General features: G+C 71.6%; 13 protein-coding genes. 7 read left to right on the forward strand and 6 right to left on the reverse strand.

The window, feature by feature from the left end:
- Positions 1 to 8: 8 nt before the first annotated feature.
- The 4 genes from B5D66_RS12945 (at position 9) to B5D66_RS12960 (ending at position 4,784) form a co-directional block, all read left to right on the forward strand.
- Complete coding sequence (locus B5D66_RS12945; protein WP_078761953.1) at positions 9 to 1,439, forward strand: pyridoxal phosphate-dependent decarboxylase family protein; 1,431 nt, start codon at positions 9 to 11, stop codon at positions 1,437 to 1,439.
- A 425-nt stretch (positions 1,440 to 1,864) separates the two neighbouring features.
- On the forward strand, positions 1,865 to 3,733 hold the full coding sequence (locus B5D66_RS12950) for an ABC transporter ATP-binding protein (protein ID WP_078762074.1): 1,869 nt from the start codon (positions 1,865 to 1,867) through the stop codon (positions 3,731 to 3,733).
- Positions 3,730 to 4,245 (forward strand): NUDIX hydrolase, encoded by a 516-nt coding sequence (locus tag B5D66_RS12955; RefSeq protein WP_078761954.1) that lies wholly within the window; start codon positions 3,730 to 3,732, stop codon positions 4,243 to 4,245. Before B5D66_RS12950 ends, B5D66_RS12955 begins: the two co-directional genes overlap by 4 nt.
- The gene (locus tag B5D66_RS12960) at positions 4,242 to 4,784 is read left to right on the forward strand and encodes an NUDIX domain-containing protein (RefSeq protein ID WP_078761955.1); all 543 of its coding nucleotides are present in this window, start codon (positions 4,242 to 4,244) and stop codon (positions 4,782 to 4,784) included. The genes B5D66_RS12955 and B5D66_RS12960 overlap by 4 nt, the downstream gene beginning before the upstream one ends.
- A 75-nt stretch (positions 4,785 to 4,859) precedes the next feature.
- On the opposite strand, the gene B5D66_RS12965 is transcribed toward B5D66_RS12960, so the two are convergent.
- The gene (locus B5D66_RS12965) at positions 4,860 to 5,780 is read right to left on the reverse strand and encodes a Gfo/Idh/MocA family protein (RefSeq protein WP_235000964.1); all 921 of its coding nucleotides are present in this window, start codon (positions 5,778 to 5,780) and stop codon (positions 4,860 to 4,862) included.
- A gap of 253 nt (positions 5,781 to 6,033) precedes the next feature.
- Positions 6,034 to 6,606: an NADAR family protein gene (locus tag B5D66_RS12970; protein WP_078761956.1), complete on the reverse strand. Its 573-nt coding sequence runs from the start codon at positions 6,604 to 6,606 to the stop codon at positions 6,034 to 6,036.
- Between the two features lie 160 nt (positions 6,607 to 6,766).
- On the opposite strand from B5D66_RS12970, the gene B5D66_RS12975 reads away from it, so the two are divergent.
- Positions 6,767 to 8,563 carry a S9 family peptidase gene (locus B5D66_RS12975; RefSeq protein WP_078761957.1) on the forward strand — a complete coding sequence of 599 codons (1,797 nt, stop codon included), beginning with the start codon at positions 6,767 to 6,769 and terminating at the stop codon, positions 8,561 to 8,563.
- A gap of 2 nt (positions 8,564 to 8,565) precedes the next feature.
- Entirely contained in the window at positions 8,566 to 9,312 is a 747-nt protein-coding gene (locus B5D66_RS12980) for a GntR family transcriptional regulator (RefSeq protein ID WP_078761958.1), read from the forward strand.
- A 129-nt stretch (positions 9,313 to 9,441) separates the two neighbouring features.
- On the opposite strand, the gene B5D66_RS12985 is transcribed toward B5D66_RS12980, so the two are convergent.
- From B5D66_RS12985 to recR, 4 genes are all read right to left on the reverse strand, one after another.
- On the reverse strand, positions 9,442 to 9,681 hold the full coding sequence (locus B5D66_RS12985; protein ID WP_144390106.1) for a hypothetical protein: 240 nt from the start codon (positions 9,679 to 9,681) through the stop codon (positions 9,442 to 9,444).
- A gap of 207 nt (positions 9,682 to 9,888) precedes the next feature.
- Positions 9,889 to 10,950, reverse strand: coding sequence for an aspartate-semialdehyde dehydrogenase (locus B5D66_RS12990; RefSeq protein ID WP_078761960.1), 1,062 nt, complete (start codon positions 10,948 to 10,950; stop codon positions 9,889 to 9,891).
- Positions 10,947 to 12,218 carry an aspartate kinase gene (locus B5D66_RS12995; protein ID WP_078761961.1) on the reverse strand — a complete coding sequence of 424 codons (1,272 nt, stop codon included), beginning with the start codon at positions 12,216 to 12,218 and terminating at the stop codon, positions 10,947 to 10,949. The genes B5D66_RS12990 and B5D66_RS12995 overlap by 4 nt, the downstream gene beginning before the upstream one ends.
- Positions 12,219 to 12,437: 219 nt before the next feature.
- On the reverse strand, positions 12,438 to 13,037 hold the full coding sequence (recR, locus tag B5D66_RS13000; protein ID WP_078761962.1) for a recombination mediator RecR: 600 nt from the start codon (positions 13,035 to 13,037) through the stop codon (positions 12,438 to 12,440).
- A 156-nt stretch (positions 13,038 to 13,193) separates the two neighbouring features.
- On the opposite strand from recR, the gene B5D66_RS13005 reads away from it, so the two are divergent.
- Positions 13,194 to 13,928, forward strand: a complete 735-nt coding sequence (locus B5D66_RS13005) for a DUF6882 domain-containing protein (protein WP_078761963.1) — start codon at positions 13,194 to 13,196, stop codon at positions 13,926 to 13,928.
- Positions 13,929 to 13,930: the final 2 nt, after the last annotated feature.

Consider the following 13,930-nt stretch of genomic DNA (forward strand, 5'->3'; position numbering starts at 1 on the left):
AGCGCCCCATGCCCAGTGACGACGAGATCCTGGCCGAGCTCACCCGCCTACGCGCGCACGACGCCCCGACCCGCGGCGGACGCACGTTCGCCTACGTGTACGAGGCCGGGCTTCCCGGCCTGGACGACCTGGCGGCACGCGCCTACGCGACGTTCGCGACCGTCAACGCCCTCGACATGACCGTGTTCCCCAGCGTGGTCCGGCTGGAGAACGATGTCGTGGCGTTCGCCGCCCGGCTGCTCGGCGGGGACGACGCGACTCGTGGCTCCTTCACCAGCGGTGGCACCGAGTCCATCCTCCTGGCGGTGAAGGCCGCGCGCGACCACGCCCGCGCCACCCGGGGCCTCACCGACCCCGCGATCGTGCTGCCCGCCACCGCGCACGTCGCGTTCCGCAAGGCGGCCCACTACCTCGGACTGCGGGTCGTCACGGTCCCCGTGGACCCCGTGACGCTCACCCCCGACCCCCGCGACATGGCCGGGGCCGTCGGCGAGCGGACCGCGCTCGTGGTCGCCTCGGCCCCCTCCTACGCCCACGGAGTGTTGGACCCGGTCGCCGACATCGCCGCCCTGGCGCGCGAACGCGGTGTGTGGTGCCACGTGGACGCCTGCGTGGGCGGCATGGTCCTGCCCTACCTGCGACGGCTCGGCCGCGACATCGCCCCCTTCGACCTGTCCGTGCCCGGTGTCCACTCCCTCTCCGTCGACCTGCACAAGTACGGTTTCGCCGACAAGGGCGCCTCCGTGGTGCTGTACCGCGACGCCGCGCTGCGGCGCCACCAGTACTTCGCCTCGGCGGCCTGGCCGGGGTATCCCGTCGTGAACCCCACCATCCTGGGAAGCAGGTCGGCCGGGCTGCTGGCCTCGGCCTGGGCGGTACTGCGGCACGTCGGGGACGACGGGTACGCGGACCTGGCCGCCGCCGCGCTGCGCGCCACCGAGGCCGTGGTGGCGGGGGTGGAACGGATCGACGGGCTGCGCGTCCTGGGCAGCCCCGCCTCGACCCTGGTGTGCGTGGCCAGCGACATCACGGACCCCCTGAACGTCGCGGACGAGATGCGGGAGCGCGGCTGGTTCCTCCAGCCGCAGCTGTCCTTCGGCGGGTTGAACCGCACCCTTCACCTGACGGTCACACCGGCCACCGGGCCGCGTGCCGCGGACATGCTCGCCGACCTGGCCGAGGCGGTGCGCGTGGCGGCGGACCTCCCCTCGCCCGACCCCGATCCCGACGTGGCGGAGGCGATCGCCGCGCTGAATCCGGCGGAACTCGGCCCCGAGGACATGGCGGCGGTCCTGGCCGCCGCCGGCATCGTCCCCGGGGAGGGGGTGCCGGCACGATCGGCGCCGGTGTTGGCGCTGCTCGACGCGGCTCCCCAGGAGCTGAAGGAACTCTTCCTGGTGGAGTTCGTCGGCTCCCTCTTCTCGGCCTCGGGCGCCTGAGCCGCCTCCCGGTCCCGGCCCACGCACGCGGACCAGGGATCGGTCCACCGGGCACCGCCGGCGGGACAGGCCCGGAGTGCCCGCGACACAGGCGCGACCAGCGGCGACGTTCACCGTGCCGCGTCGGCCCCGCCCCGGCCGGGTCGGGCATCGGACGGTTGGAATTCCAACGGTGCCCAACCGACCGCGCTTTGTCACCGGCCGCGCGGAGGATCTGGGCACCGGTAACAGCGATCCAGGAGGTCCCCGTGACCCACGGCACCCGACGCACCGCCCCTCCCGACGACGGCCCCGCCAACGGCGAAGAGGGGTCCTCACCCGACGGCTCGGCACCGGACGGTGAGCAGCACGAGACTCCCCCGGCCCTCGCCACCCGCTGGTGGCGGACCCACGACGACGAGCTGGCCTCGGCCCGTTGGACCGGGATGGTCCGAAGACTGCCCACGCTGGTGGGCCAGGCGGTCCGGCTGGCCTGGACGGCCAGTCCCCTCGACACCGCCGCGACCATCGCCCTCAACCTGGCCGCCGGGGTGTTCACCGCGATCGCGCTGGTCGCCACCGCCGGCGTACTGGAGGAGCTGTTCGCCTCCGGCCCCACCCCCGACCGGGTCCGCGCCGCGGCCCCGTCACTGATCCTGGTGGCGGGCTCGGCGGCGTTGCGCGGGGCCCTGTCCTCGGCCGCCGGCTGGACCCAGTCGCGGCTGGAACCCCAGGTCGAGCGGATCGCCGAACTGCGGCTGCTCCGGCTGACCGGACGGATCGACCTGGTCGCCTTCGACGACCCCGCCTTCCACGACGCGGCCCACCGCGCCCGTCTGCGCGGGATCCGCGAGGCCCAGTACGTGGTCTCCCACACCGTGAACGTGCTGACCGGTGTCACCGGTCTCGTCTCGGCCGCCGGCGTCCTGGGCGTGCTGCACCCGGTGCTGCTGCCCCTGCTCCTGCTGGCGGTCCTCCCCGAGGGGTGGGCCGCGGGCAGGGCCGCGCGCATGCGCCACGCCCTGCTCGTCGCGCTGTCGGACCGGCACCGCCGCAAGTGGATGATCTCCGACCTGCTCGCCGAACGCGAGACGGCCGCCGAGGTGCGTTCGTTCACCATGCGCGACCTGCTGCTCGACGACTTCGACCGGGTCGCCCGCTACGAGCGCGACGCCCACCTGCGCCTGGCCCGGCGCCAGGCGCTGGTACGGGCCGGTGGCGAGGCCGCGACCGGCGCGGCGACCGTCGTCGTCTACGTCGCCCTGGCCACGCTGCTGGTCACCGGCGGCATGCCGCTCGCCGTGGCCGGAACCGCCGTGATCGCCATCCGCAGCGGCCAGTCCGCGCTGGCCAGCACGATCGTGGCGATCAACAGCTGTTACGAGTCGGGGCTGTACTTCAACGACTACGTCGAGTTCTGCGCGTCGGCCCGCGCCCACCTCCCCGCACCGGCCTCGCTGACCGCGCCCGCCGAATTCGACCGGATCTCCGTCGAGGACGTCGTCTTCCACTACCCCGGCCAGGACACCCCCGCCCTGGACGGGGTGACCGTCGAGATCCGCCGCGGCGAGGTGATCGCCCTGGTCGGCGAGAACGGATCGGGCAAGACCACCCTGTCCAAGCTGCTCGCCGGCCTCTACTCGCCCCGGTCCGGACGCGTGTGCTGGGACGGCACCGATCTGGCCGACGTCGATCCCGACACGCTGCGCGACCGGATCGCCGTCATCGCCCAGGACCACACCCACTGGCCGATGACGGCACGGCGCAACGTCGTCATGAGCAACGACGACGACCCCGCGCGCCTCGAACGCGCGGCGGCGCTCTCGGGCGCCGACGCGGTGGTCGCCGAGCTTCCCCACGGCTGGCAGACCCTGCTCGACCGCAGGTTCGCCGACGGTCACGAGCTGTCCGGCGGCCAGTGGCAGCGTGTCGCCGCGGCCCGCGGCTTCTACCGTGACGCGCCCCTGCTCATCTGCGACGAGCCGACCGCGGCGCTGGACGCGCGCGCCGAGCACCGTCTGTTCGAGTCGATCGGCCGGCACGTCGCCGCCGATTCCGGGCGCACGGTCGTGCTCATCACCCACCGGCTCGCCTCGGTGCGTCTGGCGGACCGCATCTACGTGCTCGATCACGGCCGTGTCATCGAACAGGGCACACACGAGGAGCTGATGCGCCAAGGTGGGCACTACGCGAGCCTGTACGGATTGCAGGCGAGCGCCTACCACGCCGATATCGACCCGGCGGGCGGCCGGCCGGCCGCTCCCTCGGTCACCCGACCATCGGCCCACCACGAAAGGACGGACTCCTCCGCATGACGGTCGCCTCGAACCAGTCCAGCGAGACCGAGATGATCATGACCGCCGTGGCCATCGTTCCCGGCCCCGACGGGACCCTGACGTTCGTGCTGCAGAACTGCGGCGCCTACATCGGGCACTGGCTGCTGCCCGGCGGGTACATCGACCCCGGTGAGACCCCCGAGCAGGCCGCTCGGCGCGAGGCCGCCGAGGAGGCGGGGGTGGACGCCGGCGCGCTCGCGCCCTGCGGGGTCTACGACCTGTACGGACGCTTCAAGGACGAACCCTACGCGTTCCGGTTGCACGTCTACCGGGCGTCCGAGCCGAGCGTGGTGCGCGAGGGGTTCGCGTTCGACCCCGAGGAGATCTCGGGGATCTGCCAGGCCCGTCCCGACGAGATCCTGCCCCACCCCACCGACATGCGGATCCTCAACGACGTCGGCCTCGCCGACTACGACGAGGAACTGATCGACAAACTGCTCGACACCGACGAGGTCACCATGATCCGCCGGCCTGACCTCCAGGTGCCATGACCCCCGGCGAACCCACCGCCGGCCACGAGGCGACGTGGCCGGCGGGCCGGCCGGAGGGGCCGGTGGTCGACCGCGAGCGGGTCCGCGCCCTGCTGTTCGACGGTCGCGGGTCGGTGGTGCTGTTCCGTCGGGTGATCGCGGACCACCCGGTCTACTGGAGCCTGCCCGGCGGGGGGATCGAGCCCGGCGAGACCCGCCTGGAGGCCCTGCGGCGCGAACTCGACGAGGAGCTGCGGGCGGTCGCCACCCGTTTCACCCCGCTCACCTCCGTCGTGGTCCGCCACGAGGACGGCCGGCTCCACCGGCAGCACCTGTTCGCCTGCCTGCTGCGGGACATGCGTCCCGAGGAGCGCTACGGCCCGGAGTTCCACGCCGGCAACGGACGGCACGAGGTGGTGCACGTGCCGTTCACCGCCGAGGCCATCGAGGGCGTCGACCTTCGGCCGGCGGCGTTGCGCGCGTGGATCGTCGCCAGCGTCGACGAACTCCGCGCGCTGTTCCCTGCCGCCGACACCGCGGCCCCTCCGACGACGCAGTGAGGAGTCGGTGAGCCGACGGGGCCTCCGGTCGCCACCGCCCGCGGAGTGGTTCCACGGCGCGCGGCCGCCGTGGGACTACCCCTCCGCTTCGATCGCGACGACGACGCGCTCGCATAGCTCATGCGTGCGCAGCGCGTCCCGGGCGTCGAGCGGGCGTCCCTCGCGCACCGCGTCGAGGAACACGGAGCACGCCTGCTCGATACCGCGCTGGCGGGCCACCGGGGTCCAGTCGCCGCGCCGTGTCACGGTGGTCCCGCCGTCGTGGTCGATCTCCTCGGCCAGCCCGATCACCACGCGCTTGCGACCGCCGCCGGTGACCTCCAGCCGTTCCTCCTTGGCCCCGCCGAACCGGCTCATGAGGCCGAGCAGTGTGAATCCGTCCCCCGCCAGCCGCAGTGTGACGTGGTGCAGGTCCCCCGCCTCGACCCGCGCCGTGACATCGGCCCGCCGGATCTCCCCCGGCGCCAGGAAGCGCAGCGTGTCGACCACGTGGATGAAGTCGTCGTAGACCACGGTGCGGGGAGAGCCGGGGATACCCGGCTGGTTCTTCTGGAGCACGACGAGGTCGCGCGGTGCCTCCCGGGCCTTGACGTATCCGGGGGCGTACCTGCGGTTGAAGCCGACCATCAGCGTGACGCCGGCCCGTTCGGCACGCTCGACCACGCGCCGTGCCCCCTCCAGGGTCGAGTCGAGCGGTTTGTCGACATAGAGCGCGATCCCCTCGTCGATCAGTCGCTCGGCGATGGACACGTGCTGATCGGTGGGAGCGTGCACGAACGCCGCGTCCAAGGGACGCTCCAACAGCGCGTCCAGGTCGGTGAAGCAGTGGTCCACGGGAACCCGATGGGCCTCGGCGAGACCGGCGAGCTTGGTGGCGTCCCTGGTCATCAGGTACGGGTCGACGCCCGGGCGGGACAGCAGTGTGGGCAGGTAGGCCTTGCGCGCGATGTCGCCCAGCCCGATGATCCCGATCCTCAGCTTGTCCCCGCCGTCCACGATCGCTCCTCGTCACTGGGTGGCCACCGCGGCAGCATACCCGTGGGCCCGTCGGGCGGACGGGGCCGCGCTCCCGTGCCGACGGGCGGAACGGGCCGGGCACCGTCCCGAAGGGGATGGCGAGGCGGGGACGGACCGGCCGGGAGATCCGCGTCATGGCCACGGCGCAGGCCCCGTCCCGCGGCTCCCGGCCACGAGACGGCCGCTTCCCGCCGGCACCGGCGGGGAGCGGTCCGCGTCCAGGGCGTCGCGGTCAGTCCCCCGCGGCGAGTTCGGCGCGCGCCCGCATCAGCGCGAATCCGAGCAGGTTGTCGCCGCGCCACCGGGCCGGATCGGTGGCGCGCTCGTCGTCGGCCGCCAGGCCGATGCCCCACACCCGATCACGCGGGCTCGCCTCGACCAGCACGCGGCTTCCGGTGCCGACCAGGTAGGCGCGTAGCGCGGGGTCGGCGCGGAACTTCTCCACCGAGCCGCGGACGACGATGTCGAACCGGTGCGCGCGCCACGTCTCCTCGTCGAAGCCGCGGACCTGGCGTCCCAGTCGCTTGGCCTCGCCGGGGTGCTTCGCGGCGACGATCCGGCCGGCGGCCTCCTCGTCACCGAACAGCAGGGCCTTGTGCGCCATCATCCAGTGCTCGGCGGTCCGGTACTCGACCCCATCGATCGTGAACGGCGCGGGCCACCACTGGCTCAGCCAGCCGGGGCCGGGACCGCCGTCGCGGGACGGGCGGTGTCCCCAGAAGAGGAGGTAGCGATACGGCTCGCCACTTTCCACTCCCTTCAGAAGGTCAGCGACGGACAGGGGAGGAAGGGAAGCGTCGACCATAGCGGTCATTATGCCCTTAGGGAGTGACTTTCCCCTGGGCGCCCACGGCCCCCTTCCCCTTCTCGACGGCCACCTTGACGTGCGCCGATGACCGAGAGTGGTCATCTGGTATCACTCGTTCCCCTCCATAGGAGCGTTCCCCACTGCTTTACTGGAGATCATGGGTGAGCGTTGGCAGGAACGGTTCCGGGCAGCCAGGATCAGTCTTCCCTCGTGGGCCAAGGAGGCCCCTGACCGCTCCCTCTTCCGCAGCAACTCCAGCGGAACATGGGAGCTCTACACCTGGGACCGGGCCACCGGTGAGCAACGCCAGGTGACCAAGCGCCCCAACGGGACGACGACGGGCGTCCTCGACCCCACCGGCACGCGGGTGTGGTGGTTCGACGACACCGACGGCGACGAGTTCGGCCTGTGGCGCCGCCAGGAGTTCGACGGCGGCGAGCACGAGATCGCCGTCCCCGGACTGGAGCGCTCCTACTTGGGAGGGCTCGCGCTGGGCGCGTCGGGAACCGCCCTGGTGGGCCGCTCGACCGACGACGGCTTCAGCGTGCACCTCGCGCTTCCCGACCGGCCGCCGCGGACGGTGTACTCCCACCGTGAGGAGGGCTGGCTGGCCGCGCTGTCGCGCGACGAGTCGCTGTTCGCCATCGCCCACAGCGAGCACGGCGACAGCCGGCACATGGCGGTCCGGGTGCTGCGCCTGGACACCGCGACCGGCACCGCGCAGACCGTCGCCGACCTGTGGGACGGCCCCGGCAAGAACCTGTCACCGGTCGCCTTCGCCCCCCACGACCACCGGCTGCTGGTCCTGCACGAGCGGCGCGACCGGCTCGAACCGCTCATCTGGGACGCCGTGGCCGGGAGCGAACACGAGATCGCGATCGACCTGCCCGGCGAACTCGCCGCCGACTGGTACCCCGACGGCGACGCCCTCCTCATCTCCCAGGATTTCCGGGCACGGTCGCGGCTGTACCGGTACGACCTCGCCTCCGGCGCGCTCACCGAGCTCCCGGTGCCCCCGGGACTGGTGTCGGCCGCGGCCCCGCGCCCCGACGGCACCGTCGAATACGCCTGGTCCAGCTCGGCCCGGCCCCCGATGATCCGCGACACCAACGGCAGGACCGTCCTGTCCCCGCCCGGACCCGAGGCCCCGTGGTCGGTTCCGGTGGAGGACGCCACCGTAAGCGGCCCGGGCGGCGACATCCACGCCCTGGTGTCGCGCCCCGAGGAGGAGTCGGCGCCCTTCCCGACCGTGTTCCTGGTACACGGTGGTCCCGAGGCCCAGGACTTCGACTCCTTCTCGCCGGACGTCGCGGCGTGGGTCGACCACGGGTTCGCGGTCGTGCGGGTCAACTACCGGGGATCCACCGGGTACGGCAGCCTCTGGCGGGACGCCCTGGAGGGCCGGGTCGGCCTGACCGAACTGGAAGACATCAAGGCGGTGCGCGACTGGGCCGTCGAGTCCGGCCTCGCCGACCCCGACCGCCTCGTCCTCGAAGGCGGCTCCTGGGGAGGCTACCTGGCGCTCCTCGGTGTGGGCGTGTACCCCGACGACTGGAGGGTCGCCATCGCCGCCGTTCCCATCGCCGACTACGCCGCCGCCTACGAGGACGAGATGGAGGCGTTGCGGGCGTTCGACCGTTCACTGTTCGGCGGTTCTCCCCAGGAGGTGCCGGAGTTGTACCAGCGTTCCTCTCCCATCACCTACGTCGGCGACGTCACCGCTCCGGTGCTGATCCTGGCCGGCGAGAACGATCCACGCTGTCCGATCCGCCAGATCGACAACTACATCGAACGCCTCGCCGAGCTGGGCAAGCCGCACGAGGTGTACCGGTTCGACGCCGGCCACGGTTCCCTGGTCGTGGAGGAACGCATCCGCCACATGGCCGCCGAGCTCGACTTCGCGCTCAGAAACACCGGACCGGTCCTGGAGGTGCCTCGCTCCGGGCGTTCCTGACCATGTCCCGGCAACCGCGCTACCTGTGGGTGGCCGAGACGCTGCGACGGCCGATCCTCAGCGGTGAACTGGCCGCGGGGACCCGGCTCCCCTCGCGAGCCCAGCTCGCCCGGCAGTACGAGGTCAGCGAGCAGGTGTCCCGCAACGCGCTGCGGCTGCTCGTCACCGAAGGGCTCGTGGAGAGCCGGCCCGGGTCGGGGTACTACGTCCGGGGGTTGCCCGAGGCGCACCGGTTCTCGCGTACCGACCGCGCGTCGGGGACGGGGGTCGAACCGCTGGACGCCGAACCCGTGGGAACGGTGACGCTCCCGGCCGACCTCTCGCTCGCGCAACGGCTGCGGATCCGCGAGGACGAGCCGCTGTACCGGACGTGCTTCGTGGGGTCCTCCGAGGGCGCGCCGGTCGCCGTCCACACCTCCTGGGAGCCGACGATCCTCACCCACGGCACCTCCCGGGCACCCGGCGAGATGATTCCGCGCCTGGGGGTCATCGACCGGCTCGGCGCGGCGGGGGTCCCCATCGACCGGGTGGTGGAGGAGGTGTCGGTCCGTCCGCTCCGCGAGACCGAGGCCGGACTGCTGCGGCTGACCCCGGGGCTGCCCGTGCTCGTGGTGGAGCGCACCCACTTCTCGGGGCGCCGCCCCGTCGAGACGTCGGACCTGGTGGCCACCCCGGACCGGTGCCGGCTGGTGTACCGGCTCAGCCTGGCCCGCTCCCACGCCGACGTGCGCCGTAACCGCTACCGCTGACCGCTCCGTCCCACCCGCCGCAACGCGAAGGGCACCGCGGGGACCGTCGGGTCCTCGCGGTGCCCGTACGCCGTGCGGGATATCCCCGCTCGAGCGGACACGTCCCGGTGACCGGGATCACGCCGAGTGTCAGTCGACGATGATGCAGTCCAGGGAGTCGCTGGCGTCCTGCTCGCCGACGGCGAGGATGTTGAGGTTGATGGGCAGCTCGATGATCCCGCCCTCAAGCGTGCAGTTGTTGACGTTGTCGTTGTTGTCGTTGTTGCCGCCCTCGTCGCCGCCGGCGAACGCGGCACCGCTGAGGGAGGCCAGCATCGCGCCGGTGGCGATGGCCAGGGAGGCGGACTTCGCGATGAGACGCATTCTCATTTACCTCTTCCACGAACGTTTTCGGATCGGCCGAACCGGAACACAACGTGTTCATTCAGTGACCTGGTGTAACCATAGTTGCTCGACCTCGGAAAACGCGGAAACACGCCAGGCATGTCGCGGCGTGTCCCGTGACCATTCGCGGCTGAGACGACGGTGGGGCGGGGCGCTACGCGCCCCGCCCCACCGTCACCGGTCCGGTGTCGCTCAGCCCTCGGTGAGCTCCTTGGCGACGACCTCGGCGATCTGCGCGGTGTTCAGCGCCGCCCCCTTGCGCAGGTTGTCCCCGCACAGGAAGAGGTCGAGCGAGCGCGGGTCGTCGAGCGAGCGGCGGATACGGCCCACCCACGTCGGGTCGGTGCCCACGACGTCGGCCGGGGTCGGGAACTCACCCCTGGACGGGTCGTCCTGGACGACGACACCGGGCGCCGACGCCAGCGCCTCGCGCGCCGCCGCGGCGTCGACCTCGCGCTCGAAGGTCGCGTGGACCGCGAGCGCGTGGGTGGTGACGACCGGGACGCGCACACAGGTCGCCGACACCTTCAGGTCCGGCAGGCCGAGGATCTTCCGGGACTCGTTGCGGACCTTCAGCTCCTCCGAGGACCAGCCGTCGTCCTTGAGCGACCCCGCCCACGGCACCACGTTCAACGCCAGCGGGGCCGGGAAGGGCCCCAGCTCGCCGACCGCGGCGCGGACGTCACCGGCGCGGCTGCCGAGCGTGCGGTCCGAGGCGACCTTGGCGATCTGGTCGTGCAGGGTGTCGATGCCCTCCTGGCCGGCCCCCGAGGCCGCCTGGTAGGAGGCCACGACCAGCTCGGACAGGCCGTAGGCGCGGTGCAGCGCGCCAAGGGCCACGATCATCGACAGCGTGGTGCAGTTGGGGTTGCTGATGATGCCGCGGGGACGGTTACGGGTCTGCTCGGCGTTGACCTCGGGCACCACGAGCGGGACGTCGGGGTCCATGCGGAACGCGCCGGAGTTGTCGACCGCGATCGCGCCGCGCGCGGCGGCGATCGGCGCCCACTCCTTGGAGACCTCGTCGGGGACGTCGAACATCGCGACGTCCACCCCGTCGAAGACCTCGGGGGCGAGCGCCTGGACCTCGATCTCCTCGCCACGGACGGTGAGGCGCTTGCCGGCCGAGCGCGGGGACGCCACGAGCCGGATCTCGCCCCACACGTTCTCGCGGGTGGAGAGGATGTCGAGCATGACGGTGCCGACGGCGCCGGTGGCACCGACGACGGCCAGGGTGGGAAGACGGGTGCTCATCGGCCGGTACCTCCATAGACGACGGCCTCGACCTGTTCTGCGTCGAGCTGGAACTCGGTGTGCGCGGCGGCGACCGCGGCGTCAACGTCGTCCTGGCCGACGATGACGGAGATGCGGATCTCCGAGGTGGAGATCATCTCGATGTTGATGCCGGCGCTGGCGATGGAGTCGAAGAAGCGCGCGGTGACGCCCGGGTAGGAGCGCATCCCCGCGCCGACCAGCGAGACCTTGCCGATCTGGTCGTCGTAACGCAGCGACTCGAACCCGACCTTGTCCTGGATCTTCTTCAACGCCGACAGCGCCGTCTGGCCCGAGGAGGCCGGAAGCGTGAAGGAGATGTCGGTACGCCCCGTGGAGGCGGCCGAGACGTTCTGCACGATCATGTCGATGTTGATCTCGGCGTCGGCCAGGACCTTGAAGATCGCCGCGGCCTCACCGACGCGGTCGGGGACGCCGACGACCGTGATCTTGGCCTCGCTGCGGTCGTGCGCGACCCCGGAGATGATCGGTTGTTCCATGCCTTCGGTTTCCTCAACTTCCGAGACGACCCAGGTACCGGGCTTCTGACTGAACGACGAGCGGACGTGCAGCGGGATACCGTAACGGCGCGCGTACTCCACGCAGCGCAGGTGCAGGATCTTGGTGCCGCAGGCGGCCATCTCCAGCATCTCCTCGTAGGAGATCTTGGGGATGCGCCGAGCGGTCGGCACGATGCGGGGGTCGGCGGTGAACACGCCGTCGACGTCGCTGTAGATCTCGCAGGCGTCGGCCTCCAGCGCAGCGGCGAGCGCGACCGCGGTGGTGTCGGAACCGCCGCGCCCCAGCGTGGTGATGTCCTTGGTGTCCTGGGACACCCCCTGGAAACCGGCGACGATGCAGATGGCGCCGTCGCTCAGGGCCTCGCGGATGCGGCCGGGCGTGACGTCGATGATCTTGGCGTTACCGTGCAGCCCCGTCGTGATGACGCCGGCCTGCGACCCGGTGAACGACCGGGCCTCGTAGCCGAGGTTGCCGATGGCCATCGCGACCAGCGCCATGGACATGCGCTCGCCCGCGGTCAGGAGCATGTCGAGTTCGCGTCCCGGGGGCAACGGGGAGACCCGCTGGGCGAGGTCGAGGAGTTCGTCGGTGGTGTCGCCCATGGCCGAGACCACCACGACAACGTCATACCCCGCCTTTTTCTGGGCGACGATCCGTTGGGCTACCCGCTTGATGGCTTCCGCGTCAGCCACGGAAGACCCACCGTACTTCTGCACGATTAGAGCCACGGTCGGCGCTCCTGAGGAATTGGGATCAAGGTAATCAACCAGAAGTGTAGCGATTCGGTTTCTTCCGATGCCCTGCCACCTGCGGCGGGAGGCCACCGGCGGCAAGGCATACCCGGAAGACGGCCGGATACGCGCGTTACGGAAAAAACGGGCGTTCAACTGATAGGACGCCGCCGTCCCGCCGACCGCGTCGGAACCGGGACGGATGTGAGGAGTCCGTCAGAACTCCAGGCTGCGGCGCCCCTCGAAGGCGCGCCCCAGCGTGACCTCGTCGGCGTACTCCAGATCGCCGCCGACCGGCAGCCCGCTGGCCAGGCGGGTCACTTTCAGGCCCATGGGTTTGACCAGGCGGGCGAGATAGGTCGCCGTCGCCTCGCCCTCCAGGTTGGGGTCCGTGGCCAGGATCAACTCCGTGATCTGCCCGTCGGACAACCGCGTCATCAGCTCCTTGATGCGCAGGTCGTCGGGGCCGACCCCCTCGATGGGGCTGATCGCCCCGCCCAGGACGTGGTAACGGCCCCGGAACTCGCGGGTCCGCTCGATCGCCACGACGTCCTTGGACTCCTCGACCACGCAGATGACCGCCGCGTCACGACGCGGGTCGCGGCAGATCCGGCACTCGGTCTCCTCGGCGACGTTGCCGCAGATCGCGCAGAACCGCACGCGCTCCTTGACCTCGACGAGCGCGTTCACCAGGCGTTTGACGTCAGCGGTCTCGGCGGAGAGCAGGTGGAAGGCGATACGCTGCGCGCTTTTGGGACCGACGCCGGGCAGTCGCCCGAGTTCGTCGATCAGGTTCTGGACAGCGCCCTCGTACATCGTCTACCCACTTCACTCGCGTCACCCCAACGGTATACGGAGCCGAGCGCGCGGCGCGAACCGGCGCCGCCGGACTGTCGGGGACGGCCGCTAGGGTCACGAGCCGACGCGGGAACCGGCCGCGACGGTCCCGGTGAGAGAACGGAGACGAGGGCCATGACCGACGGACAGCCCACGACGGGACGGCAGTGGTTCGGCCCCCGCCTGGAGGCGTTGGGCGCCGCCCACGCCGCCGTGGCGCTCGAACAGCTCCCCCACTTCAACGACCACCTGCCCGACGGCGACTGGCAGGTCGACGTCGAGGCGAGCGTCTTCACCCAAGGGGGAGTCGATGTCCACATGGCGCCCCTCGGCACCTTCGGCACCGACGGGAGCTGGCTGTGGGCCTGGGCCAACCCGCACATGCACCCGCCGGGGTCGGCCCGGCTCGCCGCCTCCCTCGCCCTGCGGGAGATCGGTGAACGCGACGACATCCCCGAGCTGGTCACCCCGAGGCTGGAGCTGGCGGAGTTCACCGATCCCCGGATGGCGGCCGAGCGGCTCTGCCTGACGGCGATGGGAGTCCTTGGAGGACGCGGCTACGCGGGCGTGACCGCCGACACCGGCGCGCGTTTCTACATGCTCGTGAACGACCCGGCCGTCCCCGTCGCCGGTTTCGACCCCGTCACCCTGCCCAGGATGCTCACCCAGGCCATAGGGGTCTTCCCGCACGACCATCGGGCCACCGCGGCGAACTACCTGGGCAGGCACGGGTTCGCGGGAGGCTTCTCCACTGAGGGCGACGTTCTCGTCGGGGAACGGCCCGACTGCGCGGTTCGCGTCGAGTTCGACGCGCACGACCGGATCTCCGGCATCTCGATCCAGCCGCGCACCGCGTCGGCCCCCGCCTGAGG

The organism is Marinactinospora thermotolerans DSM 45154 (assembly GCF_900167435.1).
In the GTDB taxonomy this organism is placed as follows: Bacteria; Actinomycetota; Actinomycetes; order Streptosporangiales; family Streptosporangiaceae; genus Marinactinospora; species Marinactinospora thermotolerans.